Here is a 22,732-nt window from a genome sequence, read left to right as displayed (position 1 = left end):
TTTTACTCTGCAAATGTTCCTAAAGAATCTAGTATTTCTTGATAGAATTCACCACGAGTGTGGTCATTTTTCTTTAATTCTTGTCCAATTTCACCATCTTTAATAAAAATGATTCGATCACAATAGCTAGCTGAAAATGGATCATGTGTAACCAAAAGAATTGAGACATTATCTTCATGGTTGATTTTACTCATAGTATCCAACAAGGCACGAGCACTTTTTGAATCAAGTGCCCCAGTAGGTTCATCACCGAAAACGATTGATGGATCATGTACCAAAGCACGAGCTGCAGCAACTCTTTGTTTTTGACCACCGGATAGTTCTGTTGGATAGTGATTCAAGATGTTTGTTAGTCCAAGCTTTTTAGCAATTCCCATAACAGATGGGTCGATTTTTTTTGTACTAGTATTTTGCAAAGCTAATGGCAAAGCAATATTTTCATAAGCGGTTAGATTTTCTAATAAGTTGAAATCTTGAAAAATGAATCCAATTTTATTGGCACGAAAATCAGCCATTTCGTTAGTATTTAATTTAGTTATGTCTTGTCCACCAATGTGAACTTGACCACTTGTTGGAGTATCTAGAGTAGATAAAATGTTTAATAACGTTGTTTTACCTGAACCAGATGCCCCCATGATGCCGACAAATTCACCAGGTTCAACTTCAAAATTAACATCTGATAAAGCCTTATATTGCTTTTCTCCCGCCTTACCATATATTTTTTCGATATTTTTAACTTCTACGATTTTTTGCATTTGATCTTTCCTCCATTTGATATATCTATCTTAAAAAAATTAGTGATTAAAGTCGTTTGATTCTCCTTACAATTCCTTACAAATTTGTAAGAAGCCTGATAAGAATATGTTTTCAAGCAAAAAAACAAGTGCAGTAACCCGATTTTTTGGATTACTGCACTTGTTTATTGAAACGCGTGCCATAAGGCAGAGACCTCCGCTTAGCTACAGGAACCGAACAATTGAAAGTACACAATTATTCGATGCCTTAGGCTATGCTCAGTCTCTAATCGCCTTATGACATGCTCTTCTAAATTTTCAAATGACAAACTGTCAACTAAATAATATCAGGATTTTGTTCTACTAAATCCTTGTAAAAATTAACATTAGTCATACAAACATAAGGAATTACCCAAATCAGAGCTATTCCAAATGTGATATATCCTAGAAAATACCACCCAATATAGCTTAGCTGTAAAACGAAAAAGCGCCATTTATTACCATCCATCAATTGTCGGCTTTTAGTAATATAGTCAGTAAATTTATATTTATCGCCGTAACCTTTCTCTTGTACATCCTTATAAATAAGGAAAGTCTGCGAGTACGAAAATATTTTAATATACCCTGGAATAATTAATAACAACATCCACAAAAAGGTGAATATAGCTACAATTACTCTGATAACAATCAATTTCCACCAATCAGGATTACGATAATATGTAAAGTTGCTCTTAAAAGGTGAAAATTCTAATTCATTATTTCTTAACCAATCTAAACTTCTGAATAATACTGATAAAAATAAAGATAAAAATATTAAACCTGCAATGCCACTGATTGAAAGTAGTCTTGCATAACCATGATAAACAGCGAAAGGATCATAGTTTGCAATTAATAATGATTTGGCTTCAATTTTTCCCGAAAACATACTTAATATTCCTAAAAAAATTATTACCAAATAAAGCATCAATGCTTTACCGAGGTCTTTATTTAATAGCTTTTTAACCTCTTTCTTTAACTCTTTTCTAGTACGATAATTTTTCAAGTTTAATACCCACCTTCCTTAGTTACAATCATACAAAAAAGCAATCGTAAACAAAAGAATGCTCCTGTTCCTTCCTATTATGGTGAGTTTTATCAATCCATGTTATTATTTAGGCAGACTATCGAAAGGATGGACACTGCACATGTGGTTAGAAATAAGATTAAGAAACGCCCATATTTCAAACAAATAATTAAACGGCATTAATACCCTGGGGTTTTGGTGCCACCAGGAGGATCTATGAAAGAATTAAATAATACAAAAGAACGCGTTATTGTTGCCGGAGTCAGCCATCTACAGCCTGATTTTGAATATACAATGGAAGAACTAGCCTCATTAGTCGAAGCTAATAACATGGAAGTGGCTGATACTATCAAACAAAAAGCCGACAGTGTCAGTGCTAAAACTTATTTTGGTTCTGGTAAGGTTACTGAAATAAAAGAAATTGCCAATGCTGATGATGTTAAGACGATTGTTTTAAATGATGAATTAACACCCTCACAAATTCGTAACTTGGAAAAAGAGACTAAACTAAGTTTCATGGATAGAACTGAATTGATCTTACAAGTTTTCTCTAACCGAGCTCATACTAAACAGGCTAAACTGCAAGTTGAAATTGCTAAATTACAATATCAATTGCCAAGAATACATCCATCAGGAAATCCACTTGATCAACAATCTTCATCAGGTGGATTAGCAAACCGTGGTGCTGGTGAAACAAAATTAGAGTTGGATCGTCGTGTGATTCGTAAAAGAATTACCTATTTAAAGGATCAATTAAAAACCGTCGATAAAACGATCAATGTTCAAAGTAGAAAACGTACCAATACTACGATGCCGCTAGTTTCACTAGTTGGTTATACAAATGCCGGTAAATCTACAACTATGAATGGACTTTTGAACTTTAATAAAGAAGATTCAGATGATCGTAAAGTCTTTGAAAAGGATATGTTGTTTGCCACACTTGATACAAGTGTTAGAAAAATCGATTTGGAAGACAATACTAGTTTTCTTCTATCTGATACAGTTGGTTTTGTCAGCAAATTACCTCATAACTTGATCGAGTCTTTCAAAACAACTCTAAAAGAAGCTAAAGATGCTGATTTATTAGTGCAAGTTATTGATGTTAGTGATGAACATTGGAGAAATATGCTTGATGTTACTGAACGAACATTAAAAGAAGTTGGTGTTACAGATAAACCAATGATCTATGCATTCAATAAAGCCGATTTAAAACCAGATCAAATTTTTCCTTCTATTGAAGGAGACAACATCTACTATTCAGCTTTAGATAAAAAATCAATTGATACTTTAGTCGATCTCATTAAAAAGAAACTCTACAGTAACTTTAAAACAGTCGAATTATTAATACCTTATAGTCAACAAAAAATCGCTGAAAAGATTCTAAGAAGCTCTCAAATCATCAAAAAAGACTTTCTCAACGAAGGTTCACTTATCACAGCTAATCTAAGTCCAGATGAACTGGCAGAATACAGTGAATTCATTAATGATTAGATTTAATCAACAGACATGCCTAACCCAAGGTCATGTCTGTTTTTGTTTAAATTCCCCAAATTAAGCACTTTTAGGCATTTTATACAACATTTTATTATCCTTTAACAAAATATTAGAGGTTTTTTAATAAAAAGTTCTTGTATTTAATGTTTTATGGTGTACTCTAATTATTGTGATGCTTTTAGGGAGGTTAAGTAATGAAATTTAAAAAGTATTTGTTAGCACTATTTCCGATTTTTGCGATAGCGCTGATTTTGTCTGGCTGCGGTTCTAACACCGAAAAAGATGACAAGAAAACTCTTGCCATCAGTTCAACCGATGTTATCGCAACTATGGACTCATCAATGAATACCGATGTCATCGGTTCGCAAAATCTTTCCAATACAATGGAAGGTTTATACCGATTTGACGGTAAAAAATTGCAACCAGCTGTTGCTAAAAAGATCGTCAAACCTACTAATAATGGTAAAACCTATACGATTGAACTGCGACATACTAAATGGTCTAATGGTAAACCCGTTACGGCTCAGGATTTCGTTTACGCATGGCGTAGAACTGTTGATCCAAAGACAGCTTCTGAATATGCCTACATTTATAGTGGAATAAAAAATGCTGATAAAATCAGTGCAGGTAAAAAACCAGTTAATACCTTGGGGATTAAGGCTCTTAACAAATATAAACTAGAAATCACTTTGGAATCACCTATTCCATATTTCAATGAGTTGGTAGTAAATTCGCCTTTCTTACCATTATATAAACCAGCTGTAGAGAAGGCCGGTAAACAATATGGTTTGAAGAGTACAGGTATGGTCTTCAATGGACCCTTCAAGTTAGTTAATTGGAACGTTTCAGATAATGACTGGACTGAAGTTAAAAATAATACATATTGGAATGCTAAAAAAGTTCGATTAAATAAACTTGAATACTATGTTGTTAAAGATGCCAATACCGGACTAAATCTTTATGACACAAACAGGATCAACCGTTTGCAACAAATCAGCGGTGATACAGCACGTCAAGTTTCAAACTACAAAACATTTAGTGTCTCACAAACAGCAAGTAACTATTATCTTGAACTAAATCAAAAGAAGTATAAATTCTTTAGAAATAAAAAGATCAGACAAGCTATTTCAATGTCAATCGATCGTCAACAATTGACCGACAATATCCTAGGTAAAACTGGTGGTATTGAAGATACATTAGTACCTGAAAAAATGTCTTATAATCCAAAGACTGGTACTGACTTTACTAAAGAAAAGACATTGGATTCAGTAAATAAATATTCAGAATATAATCCTAAACTTGCCAAAAAACTTTGGAAAGAAGGAATAAAAGAAACTGGTCAAAAGGATCTTAACTTTACTATTTTAGGTGACGATACTGATGCTGCTAAGAAACAAGATGAATTTATTCAAGGACAATTAATGGATAATTTGCCAGGACTTAAAGTTTCTCTGCAAAATGTTCCGTTCAAGTCACGTTTGGATAAATCAATTAGTGGTGATTTTGACATGGTTGTTTCAGCTTGGACAGCTGACTTCCCTGATCCAATCAGTTTCTTAGACTGTTTTACAACTACAAGTTCTATTAATGATGGTAAATATTCTAATAAAGAATACGATGCCTTAGTTAAGAAGAGTAAAACAACTGATGCTAACGATGAAGATGCTAGATGGCAAGATATGCTTGAAGCAACTAAGATCTTAACTGAAGATCAAGGTGCTGTTGTCCTTTATCAACTAAATCAAGCTAATTTAACTAGATCTAACGTTAAAAACTATCGTATTTCACCAAATGGCGGTTATAACCTCGTTACTGCATATAAAAAATAATTAAAGTTAGGGAGATTAAATATGGCTAAGTATATTCTTAAAAGAATTCTTTACCTGTTTTTGACCCTCTTCATAATTGCTACGATTACCTTCTTCTTAATGAAGATGCTTCCTGGTACACCGTTCTCTAATCAGAATCGTCTATCACCAGATCAATTAGCAATCGTTAAAGCACAATATGGATTGGATCAACCAGTATTCATTCAATATATTCGTTATATCGGCGGACTCTTCCAAGGAAATCTTGGAACATCTTTCCAATTTAATAATGAACCTGTTACACAATTAATCGGTCAACGTTTAGCTCCATCAATGCAAATTGGTGCACAAGCCATGATCCTTGGTACTATTCTTGGTATCTTACTTGGTGCTATCGCTGCCATCAGAAAAAATTCATGGGTTGATACTTTAGCTACATTCATTTCGATCCTAGGAATTTCAATTCCATCATTTGTTTTGGCTGTTTTATTACAATTCTACCTAGCCTACAAGTGGCATATCTACCCAGTTGCATTATGGGACAACTTCCAATCAAGTGTTCTACCAACAATTGCTTTAGCAGCACTTCCTTTAGGTAATGTTGCTAGATTCATGAGAACTGAAATGGTTGATGTTTTAAGTAGTGACTACATTGAACTTGCTAAATCAAAAGGTAATTCAGAATGGCAAGTGGTTGTTAAACATGCTCTACGTAATTCATTGATCCCTATTGTTACTATTATCGGTCCTATGGCAGTATCAACTATGACCGGTTCAATGGTTGTCGAGAATATTTTCTCGATCCCTGGTATCGGTGAACAATTTGTTAAATCAATTACTACTAACGACTATCCAACTATCATGGGACTAACGATCTTTTACTCATTCTTATTGATTTTAGTCTTCTTGATCGTCGATATTTTATATGTACTTATTGATCCAAGAATCAGACTAGGAAATGGAGGTAATGACTAATGGAAATTCCCCAAATACCCAAGGATAAATTTAAATTATTAAATAATAAGGGTAATAAGGAACAAGAAAAAATCGGCACACCTGCTCTAACTTACATGCAAGATGTTCGTCGTCGTCTTTTCAAAAATAAAGTTGCTGTTGTATGTTTAACACTTCTTTCAATAATCGTCCTTATCTCTGTTTTCGCACCAGTGATCGCACCTTATGGACCTAATGTCCAACATGCCACTTTGTCTAACCTTCCACCAAAATTGGGTAACTTAAATATCCCTGGATTCAACGGTTATCAAAATATGGGTGGCAAAATGGTCGATGCCTACCAACAAGTTCATGCTCCTAAAGGAACTTACTATATTCTAGGTACTGACTATTTAGGCCGTGATCTATTATCAAGAATTATCTATGGTACTCGTCTTTCACTAATAGTTGCTGTTTTAGCCACTTTAGTAGACCTATTGATCGGTATTCCTTATGGTATCGTTTCAGGCTGGAAAGGCGGAATGACAGATAACTTTATGCAACGTATCGTTGAAATCGTTTCTTCAGTTCCTAACTTGATCGTGGTTATCTTAATGATGATCATCTTAAAACCAGGTTTGATCTCAATTGTTTTAGCAATTGCTATAACTGATTGGGTTACAATGGCACGTCTGATACGTGCGCAAACTTTCCAATTAAAAGAACAAGAATATGTTTTAGCGGCGAGAACTCTAGGTGAGTCATCAACTAAAATTGCTACAAAACATCTAATACCTAATCTATCTTCAACTATTATTATTCAAACAATGTTTACAATTCCAAATGCAATTTTCTTTGAAGCCTTCTTAAGTTTCATTGGTATTGGTATCCCTGCACCAAACGCATCATTAGGTACACTATTATCTGACGGTCAAAAAGCGTTCAGATTTTTACCATATCAAATGTGGGCACCGGCAATTATTTTAAGTATCATTATGATTGCTACTAACTTGCTAGGTGATGGTCTACGTGACGCCTTTGATCCACAATCATCAGACTAATAACTAAGGAGAAAGAATAAGCAATGGATAAAATTCTAGAAGTTAAAAATTTGCATGTAAACTTTGCTACTTATAACGGTACTGTCCAAGCTATTCGTGGAGTGAATTTTGATCTTTCCGCCGGTGAAACCTTAGCTATTGTTGGTGAATCTGGTTCTGGTAAGTCAATCACTGTTCGTTCTATCTTGCAGTTACTTGCAAAGAATGCTGATATAAATAAAGGAACGATCCTTTATCATGGAGAAGATCTCCTTAAAAAAAGTAAAAAAGAAATGGATGCTATTCGTGGAAATAAGATCTCAATGATCTTCCAAGATCCTATGACATCCCTCGATCCAACAATGACAATTGGGAAGCAAGTTGCTGAACCTCTTTTGATTCACAATAAAGTTTCCAAAAAAGAAGCCCTAGGACGTGCCGAAGAAGTTTTACGTTTAGTTGGTATTCCCAATCCTAAGGAAAGAATGAATGATTATCCTCATCAATTTTCTGGTGGTCAAAGACAACGTATCGTTATTGCAATCGCTATTGTTGACTATCCTGAGATCCTTATCGCCGACGAACCAACAACGGCTTTGGATGTTACCGTTCAAGCTCAAATTATTGATTTATTAAAAGAATTACAGCAAAAAATCGGTACTGCTATTATCTTTATTACTCATGACCTTGGTGTCGTAGCCGGTATCGCTGACCGTGTCGCCGTTATGTATGCTGGTAAGTTTGTCGAGTATGGTTCAGTAGACGAAATCTTTTATAACCCTCAACATCCCTATACTTGGGGATTACTAGATTCAATGCCTACTTTGGATACAAATGAAGAAGATCATCTAAATTCAATCCCAGGTACACCTCCAAACTTGTTGAACCCTCCTAAGGGTGATGCCTTTGCCCCACGTAATAAGTACGCTATGCAAATAGATTTGGAAGAACAACCACCATTCTTTAAAGTTTCCAAAACTCATTACGCCGCAACTTGGTTACTTCATCCAGATGCACCAAAAGTTACTCCACCAAAGGGTATCCAAAAGCGCTTTTCTAAATTTAAAAAGTTAGGAGATAATGAATAATGGCAGAAGATAAGCAAAAAATTGTCCAAGTCAAACATTTAAAACAATATTTCAATATTGGTAAACCTAACGAAGTAAAAGCCGTTGATGATATTTCCTTTGATATATATAAAGGTGAAACTTTCGGATTAGTTGGTGAATCCGGTTCTGGTAAAAGTACAACTGGACGTAGTATTATCAGACTCTATGATCCAACTGACGGTCAAATTTTATTTAATGGTCAAGATATTAGTAAAATTAAAAGTCATGGCCCACAAATGAAAAAATTCCGTCGTGAAATGCAGATGATCTTCCAAGATCCTTATGCTTCATTGAATCCTAGAATGAAAGTTAAAGATATTATTGCTGAAGGTTTAGATGTTCATGGCTTAACCAAAAATAGTGAAGATCGTGATAAACGTGTTCGTGAGTTGCTAGATATGGTTCATCTAAATCCTGAACATATGACACGTTACCCTTATGAGTTCTCTGGTGGTCAGAGACAACGTATCGGTATTGCTAGAGCATTGGCAGTCGATCCCGAATTCATCATCGCTGATGAACCTATTTCAGCTCTTGATGTATCTATTCAAGCTCAAGTGGTTAACTTGATGCAAGATATTCAAAAGGATCAAGGATTAACTTATATGTTCATTGCCCATGATCTTTCGATGGTTAAATATATTAGTGACAGAATTGCCGTTATGTACAATGGTAAAATCGTTGAGTTGGCTGATTCCGATGAGATCTACAATCACCCTCTTCATTCATATACAAAGAGTTTGTTGTCAGCAATCCCTGTTCCAGACCCTGAAATCGAAAAAACTCGTCAAAGAATTGATTTTGATCATAAGAGTTCTTTCCATGAAGGACAAAAATTACAAGAAGTATTACCAGGACACTTCTTATATTGTGACGATAAGAAAGCTGCAACATTTAAGTAAGCAAAAAGGATTCCACATTAGATGCGGAATCCTTTTTTTTGATATATATCTAGGGAGGAAATATATCTTATTTGTATATAGGGTTTATTTAATTAGGGGATTAAATAAAAAATTTTTCAATTTATGAAGAAAACTTTTCAGGGATCACTTGAAAACTGTATCATTCACCTCTTTGTTCTTGACTATGCTTAAATAATAACGCCTAAATATGAAGAGTCAGTTTTGAAAGTAAGATCAATTGATTAATAAACTGTGAAGAATTTGTGAGAGTGACAATAAAACGGACGATTATCCAATTTGGATATAACCGTCCGTTTTAATTCTTGTAATCATTTTTCTAAATATATCTGGGGAGGATATATATATATTCTTATATCAGGGGATTATTTAATTAGGGGATTAAATAATTAATAAGGATTATTAAAGGGATTAAATTTATAAGTAAAAGTATTATCTAAGTTTAAAACTTAGGATCTGTCTTCCATTCGGTCACCTCTTTGTTTTTGACTATGCTTAAATAATAGCTTTTACCTATGAAGAATTAATTCCTAAAGTACGAATTATTATTAATCAATTTGTGAAGAAAATGTGAGGTATTCAATAATTACATACAAAAAAACAGGATCTAACCGTAGGGGGCAGGTCCTGTTTTCAGTTTGAAAATATATATCAGGGAGTTATATTTTCAATTTGTATAATTCTTAGGATTATTTAATTGGGGGATTAAATAATAAATAAGGATTTTTTATAGGGATTAAATTTATATAGGGGATTAATCATTTATATTGTTATTTATGTAAGTGAGTTTCTAAGAAAACATTATCTTGTTTTAAGGGGGATTAAAACTTGATAGAGAGTTTAATATTTCATCCGGTCACCTCTTCTTTGTTTTTGACTATGCTTAAATAATAACTTCTAATTATGAATAATTAATTTCCAAATTAAGAATAAACAAATAATAAATTGTGAAGAATTTGTGAGGTTATTGTAATAATTGAATACTAAATCACTGCGATATTATTACGTCTGTTCTATAATAATGGGGAAAATACTCATCAAAAGGGGGAAAATTATGAAATTATCAAAGGATCAAAAAAGTAACTTAAAATCAGCTATTATCGCTGGAACACTGGCTGGTGTGGCATCTGGGTTTGTAAAACTCGGTTGGGAAAATGTCTTACCTCCTAGAACAAAGGAACGAGACGCAACTAATCCACCCCAAACCTTACTTCAACAATTCGGGATCCCTAGTAAATGGACTCATGCTACTTATACATATTCCGGACACAAATTACCTTGGGTCAGTTATCTAGTTCATTTTGGATTCTCAACTTCTTTTGCCATCATTTATGAAGTTTTAGCAGAGTATAAACCTTTTATAAGAAAAGGTTCTGGCAGTATTTTTGGATTAGCCATTTGGGCAGCTTTTCATCTAGGTATCATGCCAATGATGAAGACCGTACCAGATGCTAAAGATCAACCAACAGAAGAACATATTTCAGAGGCATTAGGCCATATTGCTTGGATGTGGACTAATGACGTCGTTGGACAAGAGTTATATCGTCGTCTAACGTCAAAAAAGTAGGCGTTATATGAATAAATGGCAAACGTCTATTCCAGAAAGACTCAGCTATGGGCTGAGCGATGCAGCAGACAACTTAGTATTCCAAATGATGACCATGTATCTGCTGTTTTTTTATACTGATGTTTTTGGATTAACTCCTAATGAAGCAGCCGTCTTATTTGTTGTAGCACGTGCCGCTGATGTTTTTGAGAGTTTAATTATCGGTGTTATGATTGACAATACGCATTCTAAATGGGGAAAAAGCAGACCCTTCTTTCTTTGGTTCTCTTTCCCGTATGTTATCTTCGCCGTCTTAACATTTGTTACGCCTAATTTCTTGCCTCATACTGGTAAATTAATTTGGGCATACGTTACTTATCTTGGTTTAGGATTCTTTTATACAGCTGTTAATTTACCAATAACTTCAATCTTGCCAACAATGACTGAAAATGAAAAAGAAACTACCTTATTAGGCGTTATCAGACAATTCTTTGGCAGTTCCGTACAAATCATCGTTGCTACTTTTACCATTCCTTTAGTAGCTCTATTTGGACAAGGTGATCAGCAAAAAGGATTTCTATTAACAATAGTTTTATTTGGAATCATCTCTTTGGCATTGATTTTAAATACATTTTTCCACGTTAGAGAACGCTTCACTAATGAAGAGATCAATCATCAACCATTAAGTGCCGTTTGGAAAATGTTAAAACAGAATAAACCTTGGATGGTTATTTCAATTGTTATTTTCTTATATTGGATGACAACCGCAATTAAAAACCAGACAATTATTTATTATTTTAAATATGTAATACGTAATGAAGGTTTAGTCTCACTAGCTAATAGTTTTACTCTAACCGCTTTGATCGGAGTTGTTTCAATCTACTTTGTTTCAGAGCACTTGGGTAAAAAGAATACTATGCTGACTGGGATCGGAACGGCTTTTATTGGACAACTGATTATTACCTATGCCGCATATAGTGAAAATATGCCAATATTGTTCTTTGGTATTCTTATGAATTCAATTGGTAATGGATTCATAATTGGATTAGTTTCAATTATGATTGCCGATACAATTCGTTATGGTACAGCCATGGGAATTCAGGCCGAAGGTGTTCTAGCATCTACTGATGACTTTGGAGTTAACTTAGGACTTGGGTTAGGTGGTTTAGTCACTGCTGAATCATTGCAACTAACTGGATATGTTTCTAATAAACCTCAATCAGCATCTACCATTTCTGCAATTAATTTAAATTTTGCCTTAATACCATTGGCATTATATGTCGTAATGTTTTTGATTTTACTAGCTTATAACGAAAGTAAGATTCAAGCTAAAATCAATGAGATTACTGGATAAAAAAAGATTGTTTTCTGAGATTTTCATCTTAGAAGACAATCTTTTTTTGTGTTTATTCTTGTGCAAAAACCAAATTAGTCTCTTCAGATAACTTTCCAATTAATTCTTGGTCGGTTAAAGAATCAGTTATTAGCGTATCTATTTTAGAAACAGGTAAAACCTTATTTACAAAGACATTTCCAAATTTATAGTGATCAATTCCAACCATAATACTTTGACTATGTTCTGCCACAACTCTTGCCAATTCTGATTCACCTGTATGAAGATTAGATAATCCAAACTCCGGACTGAATCCACTACCACTGAAAAATCCAATATTAATATTTAAGTATTTAAGATTATTAATAGCCTCTTGTCCATAAAGAGATCCTTCATTAGATCTAACTTCTCCACCTAAAACAATTAATTTAACACTCTCACTTTTATATAATTCATTAATTATAGGTAAAGAATTTGTGACTACATTTATATTGTCCATATTCTTTATTTTTCTGGCGACAAAAAGACTTGTAGTTCCGTAATCCAAATAAATAGTATCGCCTTTTTCTATATATTCAACAAACTTATCGGCAATATCACTTTTTTCACTAATATGTGCATCCAATCTTTTATCATACGGAGTTTCAGTAATAGGTGTATTTAATATTGCTCCGCCTCTAACGACTTTGACTAATTTTTCTTTTTCTAAATCATACAAATCATGACGAATTGTCTCTCTAGTAACCTTCAATCTTTTACTTAACTCTAATATCTTTACAGAGTTACTATCTTTCATCATTTGAATAATATAATTCTTACGAGCAGTTCCATCCATAAGCTTTCGTCCTATCTCTATATTAACTTGCAACTTGATAAAATGAATAAAAGTTTTTTGAACATTATTTTATTAAATCAACTTATTTACTCGTTAAGCTTATACTTGCAAAGTTATTTTTGCAATTTTTAAATTAATTTAAAAACATTTTATATGAATAAATGTCTTCTTTTCCAGAATTCAATAAATTGTTACCTTTCTTACTCATTATATCATCTGGTTTGCCATACTTATCTGGCAAACCTGCAAAAGGTTCTATACAAATAAATGGTGCTTTTTCATCTTCCTTACTCCATAAGGCTAAGTATGGAAAGTCACTAATGTCCAATTTAATACTATGATTAGACTTCATGGAGGCTAGTTTAACTGATTTGATATCTTTATTGGCTAAGATAATTAATCCATTTTTAAACATTTCATGACTCAAATTTATTACCCCTTGTATATTTGAAAATGGTTCAATTTCACCATTTATAAATGGTACAGGATCTATCTCAAATTGTTCTAAAGATAAATCATTTGGAGTGATTTCTAAGTAGAAATCCTCATATTTATCGTCACTGCCAAAAGGAACATTAAACCCTGGATGTGATCCTAATGCATATGACATATCTTTGTTATCTATATTCTTAATGGAGTAAGTCGTTTTTAATCCATCTTCTTCTAACGTATATGTAACTGTAAACTTAAACTTAAAAGGATATATTTTTCTAGTTTCCTCAGTATCATTAATAGATAAAACAACTTGCGTATCAGTTTTACTTATCAATTCAAATAACTGATCTCTACCAAAACCATGTTGACTCATATTATACTTTTTCCCTTTGAATAGGTAAGAATCTTCATTGGAACGACCTATAAAAGGAAACAATATTGGAGCATGACGTTTCCAATACTTTTTATCCTTATCATTCCAAATATAATTGAATTCTTCATCAATATTATAAATACTTTGTATTTCAGCACCTTTTTCACTTATTTCAATAGAAAATTTTTTATTTTTTAACTGAATCATATTATCCCTCTTTTACATAATTCATTGATTCTACAGTTATCTCATCATAATACTTAGAAAATAGATCTTTATTAATAAATCCGGTTCTTTTTTCCATCGTATTAAGTATTCCTGTAGTCATTCCCGTTTTTAAAATTTCTTCATCTGATTTTTCGTGGGAAATTGCAACTGATAAACCTGCTAAAGTTGAGTCTCCTGATCCAACGGGATTTACAACTTTTATTACCGGGATTTTTACACGATAAAATTTTTTATTATGTTTAGCAATTGCCCCATCTGCTCCTAAAGAAACAACAATCCATTCAACTCCATCAAAAATAGATGAATTTAAATAGTAAGGTATGGAATCATAATTGCTTCTTTCAAATTTTTCTCCCACCAATTGACCTATTTCATTTTGATTTGGTTTTATCAAAAATGGCTTATTATTGTTCAATAAAGAAGTTCTTAAAGTTTCTCCTGAACTATCTAAAATTACTTTTACATTATTTTCTTTAGCTATATCAATCATTTTTGAATAATAATCACTTCCTAGTCCTCTAGGAAGACTTCCAGACATCGTTACCAGATCTGTTTTTTCTAAAAGCTTTTTATAATCCTTTAAAAATCTAATATTGTCTTCCTCTGCAATTGTTGGGCCAGATTCTAAAATCTCTGTTTGATTTCCATTGTCGTGTAATAAAGCAATCGAATTTCTAGTCTCTTGATCAATATGAGTAAAACTATGTTGTATTTGTTCCTGATCTAAATTTTTTTCAATAAATTTTCCAAAAAATCCACCAATAATACCAGTTGCCAAAATATCAGTTCCCATAAAATTAATAACTCTAGAAACATTCAATCCTTTTCCACCTGCAGTCTTACTTACATCTTTAACTCTATTAACGTCATCTATTTTTAAATGATCAATTGGATAGGACATATCAATCGATGGATTCATAGTCACTGTTAAAATCATAATAAAATCTCCATTCACATTTAAGAAAAAAGCATGTTTTCCAAAGTTAATATCTTTGTCCAACATGCTAATTTCTATATATTTTTAAACAAAATCAATAACCTTTTCCGTCCAAGGAGTCGCTGTTTCCGACAATACCTTATTCAACTTTTCAATATTGTTCTTACCTTCAGTACGCAACCATTTACTACCTTCTTCAGGGGACTTGCCAGCATATTCTTTAACACCAGGCTTCCAAGTTGCTCGTCCACAAAGAACTCCGTTAAATTTCGATCCGGAATCCTTTGCAAATTGCAATTCTTCTATAAATAGTTCGTTAGTGACACCTGCGCTCAAAAAGATAAATGGTAGGTTAGTAGAATCGCTTTGTTCTTTAAAATACTTAGCAGCTTCTTCTTTTGAATATACTGGTGAAATATCACCAGCAGTATATCCTTCGACATACTTCATATTTACTGGAATCTCTACTTTTAAAACATCCACATGATACTTAGGATCAGAAAATTCTTTAGTTGTTTCAATTACCTTATGTGGTTTTACTTTTGCATAGGATTCATCTTTAACGCTGTCTAATGTTCCGTCATAAGAAACAAGTTCTAAGAAGAATGGTAAATCAACGGCCATACATTCAGCACCAACTCTTTCTACAAAAGCATGCTTACGATCATTTATATCTTTAGATTCATCCGGATCATAATATAGTAAGAACTTAACTGCATCGGCCCCTTCTTCCTTCAATAATTGAGCTGACCAATGTTCCAATAAATCAGGTAATCTACCAGGTTCAGTAGCATCATATCCTGTCTTTTCATAAGCTAGTAACAATCCAGCGTCTTTATCACGAATTTTTGCCGCTGGCAGACCATATTCTGGATCCAAGAGAATGGCAGATGCATAGGGAGTTAATTCTTTTGAAATGGATTCTTTAAAATGAACTATTTCCGTTTCATTTGCAGGTGAATTTGACTCCATTGCAATCATTTTTTTTAAAGATCCGCGTTGATCAATTGCTAGTGCACTTATGATATTTTGAGAATTTGATAATTTTTTTAGATGCTCAATTTTATTTTTAGTTAGTGACATTTAATAATCTCCTCTGATTTTTTGAATCTTACGCTTTACGTGTTTCCCAATAATTTTCAATGGATTCTAGTGACTTACCTTTAGTTTCATAAACATTTCTGTGAATGTACCAAACTGCCCATAGTGATAGAGCGGCAAAGAAGTAAAAAATATTTATACCAATTGCTTCAAGAATAATCGGGAATAACCAAGAGAAAATTGCATTCATCAAGTATTGTGAGAATGTGATTAAACCAACTCCTAATCCACGGGCCTTTAAAGGAAGAATTTCTGGAACATATGTCCAAAATACTGGTCCTAATCCAATACTAAATGCAGCACAATAAATAATGATACAAGTAACAGCAATAACAGCATTATCAGACCAAATACATAGTCCAATTGATGGTAGAACTTGTGCAGCTAAACTAAATTCCAAAAGTTTTTTACGACCAATTCTATCAATCAGTGGCAAGGCAATCGCTACAGGGATAACAAGTGCCAAACCAACACCTATATCGGCAACTACCATAGCATTTGCTAATCCTAAACTCTTAAAAATTTCTGGAGCATAATAAACAGCAGCATTAATTCCTGTAAAAACTTGAATAAAGGTTAAAACTTCCAACATAATAATTACTGGTTTAAATTTACCTAATAATTCACGCAATCCTGCATCCTGTGTGTTCAAACTACTTTTTATATCATTAAACTCTGTTTCCACTTCTTTATCAGTAGAACGAACACGTCTTAAAACTTTTTTTGCTTTGTCATATTGGCCATCACGAACCAGCCATCTAGGACTTTGTGGGCTTAAGATCATACCAACCGCAAAAATTAAAGCAGGTACAACACCTAATCCAATAGTCCAGCGCCACACACCATTAGGCATGTTATAAGCACCAATTAGATAAGCTCCTAAAATACCAACGTTCACACTTAATTGATATAACGAGGACATCATTCCACGAATATGCTTTGGCGCTAACTCGGATAAATAAATCAATCCATACATATTAGCGATACCTGCAGCAATTCCTAAAACAAAACGTCCAATCAAAATGTACATAACTGAATTTGCAAAAGCTGTTAACAAACTACCTACGATGAATATAACTCCACCGATAATTAGTACATTTCTACGTTCAATTTTTCGTTCCAATGCTGTAAACACAACAATTGAAGGTAAAGCACCAAATAACAACAAACTAACGATTAATCCTTTTGTAGATGCATTTAAACCAAAATCATTTGTCATAGGAGGTAGAGCCAATGAAATTGCTCCGGAATCATATCCGTACAATAATCCAGCAAACCCTCCCAAAATGGCAAATAGATAGACAATAGGTAATGTCTTAGGAACTGAATTAGTTTTTTCCTCAGTTTCCTCTACATCATTTTCCATAATGAACCCCCTTCTAAATATGAAACTTTCCTATCTTTATTAAGAACAATAGGAATCTCAACTTATCATTAAGATTCCTATTTAATATGGACAACTACATTATTTAGGTACAACTACGCCCTTTCTTAAAATAATATTGGCGTATAATGCAGTTTCACTTGTTGCAATAGCAGCATATGCGTGAGTTCCACGTTCATAAAATTCAGGTTTTTCAAGTTGAATTTCTCTAGTTCCTTTTGCTTCATATTTATTTACTATTTTTCTATAATCATCCCAAATGGTTGGCACATATGGATCATCAGGAAGAACAGCCATTAACATTGTCGGATTATCAACATAAGGGTCTAATGGTATTAATTGCATTACGGCATCTAAAATTTCTGGGATACCATGACCATCCATTCTAATAACATTTTCTGCAGGCTGACCAAACTTTGGATAATTACCATCACCAATTAATAATTCATCACCATGTCCCATTTCCATTAATAATTTCATTAATTCTGGGGGTAAAATACTTGGAATTCCTTTTAACATAATTATTCCTCCTTTTTATAAAAGCGCTTACATTAATGTCTAAAAAAAATTATTCTTTAGTAATTGTTCCATCAATATCCCAAAGTGCTTGCCAATCGTCAGCACCTGGCCATAAGAATACTTCACCTTTAACCAAACGATTATTTTTATCCAAAGTTGCCATTGTTTCCATTTCTTTATCTGTGAGTGGATCTTCAGTGATACTTGTTAAATTACTTTGATACTCTGCAGGATAAATTGAAAATGGGATAGGAATACTTCCACGTTGAAATGCCCATTTCAAACAAATTAAAGCAGGATGAACATTATGAGCTTTGGCTATTTCAACTAGTTCAGGCATCTTCATATCATCTACATCTTCGTCAAACTTATCTCTATCAGGTCTAGTTGGTGAACCTAATGGCATAAAACCAACTGGTTGAATATCATGATCAATAATATATTGGTATAAATCAGCTTGTTGGAAAGCAGGATGTTGTTCAATTTCGATAAGTGTTGGTTTTATACGGCATAATGGTAAAACAGCTTCTAACTTAGGAATTGTCATACTAGACATACCTAAATTCTTAATTAAACCTTTATCGTATGCATCTTCCAATTGATGCCATGTATCCATAAATTCATCAACACTAAATGGTTTTGAATCTGGATTACGATCTTCAGCATTCGCAAATGGTGCATGATAGTTAGGAAATGGCCAGTGAACAAAATATGCATCTAAATAAGTTAATTGAAGATCTTTCAGTGATTTGTTAATTGCTTTTCCGACTTCGCGATGTTGATCATTCCAAACTTTTGACATAATGAATAAATCTTCACGTTTTACTGTTTTGTTATCAAAAACATTTTTAAATACTTTACCGATTAAATCCTCATTACCGTATACAGAAGCACAATCAAACAATCTATATCCAAAATCGATTGCTCCAGCTACTGCTGCACTAATATCTTCAGCTGAAAAATGGTCAGATCCAAATGTTCCCATTCCAATCGCTGGCATTTTTTCTCCAGTTGAAAGTGTATAACTTGGTACAATGCTTGGATCAATCGATGTAATTTTATCTGACATTTTTGCCACTCCTTATTTTGAAATTATTTCATTAAAATTTTTAAATTATCATAAATTTGTAAATATTTTTCAAATCCTTTTTTATACGTAGCCTTATTATCTGGATTTGGTTCATAGATTTTCTTTATTTCCACAGTCTTATTAATCGCGTCTTCATAACTTGAATAAGCACCTATCGCAATACCAGCCAAAATTGCTGCTCCAAGTGTGGTTGCTGTATCGGAACTTGGAACTAATATTCTTTTACCCGTTACATCAGCCTTTATCTGTGTCCAAAAAACACTATTTGCTGCTCCACCCATGGCATATAGCTCCTGAATATTTGCTGAAGATTCTTCGGCAATTTTTAAATTATGTTCCAAAGAATAGGCAACGCCTTCGTAACTAGCACGAATCAAATGACCTCTAGTCTTGGAAAAATCCAATCCATAATAGATTCCTTTTGCTTTAGCATTCCAAATTGGGGACCTTTCTCCTGACATGTAAGGAAGAAAAATTAATCCATCAGCTCCGGGTTTAGTTTTGACTGCTGTAATATCCATTTCGTGAAAAGGATTAGAGTCATTTTTCTCAGACTCTAATTGCTCTTCTTTGCAAAAATTCTTTAATAACCAACGAGCAACTCCTGCGCCACCAACTGTTCCACCTTGTAGCAATAATTTATTAGGAATAACATGACGACTTAAAATCAATCTAGGATCAGATTTATATTCATCCTCATTTAGGCATAAACTCATACCACCTGATTGACCACCTTGTTCTTGTGTTTGTCCTGATGAAATGACGCCAGCACCTAATGCTCCGCAAGCAGCGTCTAATCCACCTGCTACAACTGGTATTCCAATTGGTAATCCAGTTTCCTCGGAAGATTCGGAATTGATAACTCCTATGACTTGATCACAATTCATTATTTCGGGAAATAAATCAATGCTTAATTTAAATTTCTTTAATAAATCTAAGTCATATTTTCCAGTTCTCATGTTGTAAAAATATAATCCATAAGCCTGCGATGGATCTTGTGACATGACTCCTGTCAACTTATATCCTATAAAACTATTTGATTGTAAAAATTTTACAGTTTTATTAAAAATATCTGATTTATTCTCTTTTAACCATAAAATTTTGGGAAGTGAGTAGGTAGGATGCAAATCGTTTCCAGAAATATCAAATATTTCTTTTTTCCCAATTTGCTGCACTAAATCATCACAAATTTTACTTGCTCTTGTATCCATCCAAATTGGAGTTCTATCCAAAACATTTCCATTTTTATCAATAGGAATTGCTGACCAACTCTGGCCATCCAATCCAATCCCAGCGATATCATTAAAATTAATATTTCCATTACTTTTAATTTTTTTAATGGATCTGCAAATCCCATCCCACCATTCCATAGGATCTTGTTCCACCCATCCATCATGTGGGTAATATGTTTTATGATCCGAGGACTCTTGTGCTACAACTTCACCCTTTAAATTAAAAATAGTTACTTTACATGAGGAAGTTCCAACATCTATACCTAATAAAAGTTTATCTGCCAATTAAGTACCGCCTTTCTAGACATGGAAACCAATGATCATTATTTAATGAACGCTCAAATAAATCCCTGATTCGTTGTTAACAATTTATATCTCGTGCACTACAACGATATCTTAGCATATATTTTGGCAATTGCAATATTTTATTTGCATTAATACAAAGTTTGACAAATAAATAAAGTATTAATTTGCTTAGTTAGAGCCATTTCACAAATAAATGTCTTTAATTTTTTTAATTATTGTTTATTAATTTGGATTAATGTTGTTTAAACCTATATTTTTTACCGTTTGCAAATATTTTTTGTCATTAATGTGGACATTTGCAAAAAATGTGGTAAATTTAATTTGTACGTAAATAGAAGAATCAATGACAAATTTTTTTGCCATTTAATATTTTCGTATTGTTCAATTAACTTCCTCCCTTCCCAACTTTGTTGTTTAATACTTTTAATAATATCTGACACTACATATTTCATTAATCATCGAAAGGAAAAACAAATGACAATAGAAAATAATTGGTTAGAGATTAAAGGAAAAACATTTATCGTTACTGGAGGTTCCTCTGGTATTGGAGAAGCAATCGTAAATGAATTACTTACAGATGGTGCAAATGTAGTTAACGCAGATCTAAAAGAAGGACCTACTTCAAATAAAAACTTACTTTATGTAAAAACGGATGTTACTAATGAAGCCGATGTTACTAATTTAATCAATGAAACACTGGAAAAATTTAACACCGTTGACGGATTAGTAAATAATGCTGGAATTAATATACCAAGAGTCTTAGTCGATCCAACAGATCCTAACGGCAAATATGTTATAGATGAAGCTAATTTTGATAAAATGTTTAACGTAAATGTTAAAAGTACATTCTTAATGTCATCTGCCGTAGCAAAAATATTAGTAGACAAAAAAAATGGATCAATCGTAAATATGTCATCAGAATCAGGCCTCGAAGGTTCCCAAGGTGCAAGCATCTATTCAGGAACAAAAGGTGCAATTAATGGATTCACACGCGCCTGGGCAAAAGAATTAGGACAATATAATGTTAGAGTTATTGGTGTTGCTCCCGGTGTCCTTGAGGCAACTGGTTTAAGAACAATAGATTATGAAACCGCATTAGCTTACTCAAGACATAAAACAGTAGAAGAACTTAGAGCTGGATATTCCAAAACATCAACCATTCCACTTGGACGAAGTGGAAAATTGAGCGAAGTCGCAAACTTAGTTGCATTCTTCTTGTCAGATCGAGCAGGATATATGACTGGACAGACTGTAAATGTGTCTGGTGGAAAGTCTCGCGGATAAATTTAAATTACACAAAAAAAGATTGTTTTCTGAGATTTTCATCTTAGAAAACAATCTTTTTTTGTTTATTTCAAATCTAAAACAACTCTCCTACCACTATCCAGCCCATTCTCAAGCATCCTATGAGCCTCACCAGCATCACTCAAAGGCAGTTCCAAAATATCATCATCAAGCAGCTGTCCTTTTTCAAAACATCGATTCAGCGCTCTACCAGCACCCCTTAACTGCTCCAAACTAGCATGACTAATAACAAAGCCTTTAATACTTTTAGCATTAGTGTAAAAATTTCTAACATCAAAACTAAATTTATCCGATTTAGGTGCTGTTATCATCCCAATTTGACCGTATAACTTCAGCAAATGAAGATTATCATTAAGATCTACTTTCCCAGAAGTATCAATAATATAATCAAAAGTATTACCTATCTCTGTAACACTTTGATGATAATCAATCAGCTGATCACTTCCCAATTCTTTCAAACGCTCAAAATCTCTTCTATTACTAGTAGTCGCAACATTTAAACCTAATATTTTACTTATTTGCAACAACTTAGTTCCAACGTGGCCTGCGCTGCCTTCGATCAAGATGGACTTATTGGATTTTACTTTCAAAATATCTGCTAAAAGTATTTGCGCTGTGGCTGATGAATGGACTGACGCAATCAACTGTTTTTCGTCAACGTCAGGTGCCTTAAACAGCCGATCAACAGGGATAGCGGCATATTCACTACTTACTCCATTTCTACCGTCATATCCCATACTGTTAGTCCAAACAAGATCACCTATTTTAAATTCATCGACCTGACTACCAATGTCTTGCACTACTCCAATCGCGTCTCTACCAATAACGAATGGATAACTCAACTTAGTCTGATATCCACCAGACCTCACGAAAGTATCAACATGGTTAACTGAAACATAATCAATTTTTACTAACACTTCTAAGGAATCTATCTTTGGAACAGGTAATTCACCGACTTTAATTTCTTGATATGAACCTACTTTATCAATATAAGCTGCTTTCATAAT

Annotated in this window: 20 protein-coding genes; 9 read left to right on the top strand and 11 right to left on the bottom strand. The window is 33.3% G+C overall.

The genetic code is table 11. The features are described from left to right. Positions 1-2: 2 nt before the first annotated feature. Entirely contained in the window at positions 3-755 is a 753-nt protein-coding gene (locus tag EKM77_RS08535) for an ABC transporter ATP-binding protein (protein WP_125593637.1), read from the bottom strand. A 316-nt stretch (positions 756-1,071) separates the two neighbouring features. Beyond that, on the bottom strand, positions 1,072-1,776 hold the full coding sequence (locus EKM77_RS08530; RefSeq protein ID WP_125593636.1) for a DUF975 family protein: 705 nt from the start codon (positions 1,774-1,776) through the stop codon (positions 1,072-1,074). 237 nt (positions 1,777-2,013) lie between these two features. On the opposite strand from EKM77_RS08530, the gene hflX reads away from it, so the two are divergent. The 8 genes from hflX (at position 2,014) to EKM77_RS08490 (ending at position 12,001) form a co-directional block, all read left to right on the top strand. After that, the gene (gene hflX, locus EKM77_RS08525) at positions 2,014-3,288 is read left to right on the top strand and encodes a GTPase HflX (protein WP_125593635.1); all 1,275 of its coding nucleotides are present in this window, start codon (positions 2,014-2,016) and stop codon (positions 3,286-3,288) included. Between the two features lie 197 nt (positions 3,289-3,485). Next, positions 3,486-5,120: a peptide ABC transporter substrate-binding protein gene (locus tag EKM77_RS08520; RefSeq protein ID WP_125593634.1), complete on the top strand. Its 1,635-nt coding sequence runs from the start codon at positions 3,486-3,488 to the stop codon at positions 5,118-5,120. Between the two features lie 21 nt (positions 5,121-5,141). Further along, positions 5,142-6,074, top strand: a complete 933-nt coding sequence (opp3b, locus tag EKM77_RS08515; protein WP_125593633.1) for an oligopeptide ABC transporter permease — start codon at positions 5,142-5,144, stop codon at positions 6,072-6,074. Next, the gene (locus EKM77_RS08510; RefSeq protein ID WP_125593632.1) at positions 6,074-7,093 is read left to right on the top strand and encodes an ABC transporter permease; all 1,020 of its coding nucleotides are present in this window, start codon (positions 6,074-6,076) and stop codon (positions 7,091-7,093) included. Before opp3b ends, EKM77_RS08510 begins: the two co-directional genes overlap by 1 nt. Positions 7,094-7,116: 23 nt before the next feature. After that, positions 7,117-8,160 carry an ABC transporter ATP-binding protein gene (locus EKM77_RS08505; protein WP_125593631.1) on the top strand — a complete coding sequence of 348 codons (1,044 nt, stop codon included), beginning with the start codon at positions 7,117-7,119 and terminating at the stop codon, positions 8,158-8,160. Then, positions 8,160-9,083: an ABC transporter ATP-binding protein gene (locus EKM77_RS08500; protein WP_125593630.1), complete on the top strand. Its 924-nt coding sequence runs from the start codon at positions 8,160-8,162 to the stop codon at positions 9,081-9,083. Before EKM77_RS08505 ends, EKM77_RS08500 begins: the two co-directional genes overlap by 1 nt. 1,072 nt (positions 9,084-10,155) lie before the next feature. After that, the gene (locus tag EKM77_RS08495) at positions 10,156-10,668 is read left to right on the top strand and encodes a DUF1440 domain-containing protein (RefSeq protein ID WP_125593629.1); all 513 of its coding nucleotides are present in this window, start codon (positions 10,156-10,158) and stop codon (positions 10,666-10,668) included. Between the two features lie 7 nt (positions 10,669-10,675). Beyond that, on the top strand, positions 10,676-12,001 hold the full coding sequence (locus EKM77_RS08490; RefSeq protein ID WP_125593628.1) for an MFS transporter: 1,326 nt from the start codon (positions 10,676-10,678) through the stop codon (positions 11,999-12,001). 52 nt (positions 12,002-12,053) lie between these two features. Here the strand turns inward: EKM77_RS08490 and EKM77_RS08485 are convergent, their stop codons facing one another. The 8 genes from EKM77_RS08485 to EKM77_RS08450 form a co-directional block, all read right to left on the bottom strand. Then, entirely contained in the window at positions 12,054-12,815 is a 762-nt protein-coding gene (locus EKM77_RS08485) for a DeoR/GlpR family DNA-binding transcription regulator (RefSeq protein WP_125593627.1), read from the bottom strand. A gap of 133 nt (positions 12,816-12,948) precedes the next feature. Beyond that, entirely contained in the window at positions 12,949-13,830 is an 882-nt protein-coding gene (locus tag EKM77_RS08480) for an aldose 1-epimerase family protein (protein WP_125593626.1), read from the bottom strand. 1 nt (position 13,831) lies between these two features. Further along, positions 13,832-14,788, bottom strand: a complete 957-nt coding sequence (gene lacC / locus EKM77_RS08475) for a tagatose-6-phosphate kinase (RefSeq protein WP_125593713.1) — start codon at positions 14,786-14,788, stop codon at positions 13,832-13,834. 84 nt (positions 14,789-14,872) lie between these two features. Continuing rightward, entirely contained in the window at positions 14,873-15,871 is a 999-nt protein-coding gene (lacD, locus tag EKM77_RS08470) for a tagatose-bisphosphate aldolase (RefSeq protein ID WP_125593625.1), read from the bottom strand. A 28-nt stretch (positions 15,872-15,899) separates the two neighbouring features. Continuing rightward, positions 15,900-17,255 (bottom strand): sugar porter family MFS transporter, encoded by a 1,356-nt coding sequence (locus tag EKM77_RS08465; RefSeq protein WP_125593624.1) that lies wholly within the window; start codon positions 17,253-17,255, stop codon positions 15,900-15,902. A 99-nt stretch (positions 17,256-17,354) separates the two neighbouring features. Then, positions 17,355-17,792, bottom strand: a complete 438-nt coding sequence (locus tag EKM77_RS08460) for an RbsD/FucU family protein (RefSeq protein ID WP_125593623.1) — start codon at positions 17,790-17,792, stop codon at positions 17,355-17,357. A 49-nt stretch (positions 17,793-17,841) separates the two neighbouring features. Beyond that, on the bottom strand, positions 17,842-18,861 hold the full coding sequence (locus EKM77_RS08455) for an aldo/keto reductase family protein (RefSeq protein ID WP_125593622.1): 1,020 nt from the start codon (positions 18,859-18,861) through the stop codon (positions 17,842-17,844). Between the two features lie 23 nt (positions 18,862-18,884). Beyond that, entirely contained in the window at positions 18,885-20,399 is a 1,515-nt protein-coding gene (locus tag EKM77_RS08450) for a xylulokinase (RefSeq protein WP_125593621.1), read from the bottom strand. Between the two features lie 495 nt (positions 20,400-20,894). Here EKM77_RS08450 and EKM77_RS08445 point away from each other — a divergent pair, with 495 nt between their 5' ends. Then, the gene (locus EKM77_RS08445; RefSeq protein WP_125593620.1) at positions 20,895-21,704 is read left to right on the top strand and encodes an SDR family oxidoreductase; all 810 of its coding nucleotides are present in this window, start codon (positions 20,895-20,897) and stop codon (positions 21,702-21,704) included. Positions 21,705-21,769: 65 nt separating this feature from the next. Here EKM77_RS08445 and EKM77_RS08440 read toward each other — a convergent pair whose 3' ends face one another. Continuing rightward, the gene (locus EKM77_RS08440) at positions 21,770-22,729 is read right to left on the bottom strand and encodes an alcohol dehydrogenase catalytic domain-containing protein (protein ID WP_125593619.1); all 960 of its coding nucleotides are present in this window, start codon (positions 22,727-22,729) and stop codon (positions 21,770-21,772) included. Positions 22,730-22,732 lie beyond the last annotated feature (3 nt).

It is taken from the genome of Companilactobacillus baiquanensis, from assembly GCF_003946605.1.
Taxonomy (GTDB): domain Bacteria; phylum Bacillota; class Bacilli; order Lactobacillales; family Lactobacillaceae; genus Companilactobacillus; species Companilactobacillus baiquanensis.
The sequence above is the reverse complement of the archived record's forward strand: the minus strand, read 5'-3'. Positions and strand labels throughout refer to the sequence as shown.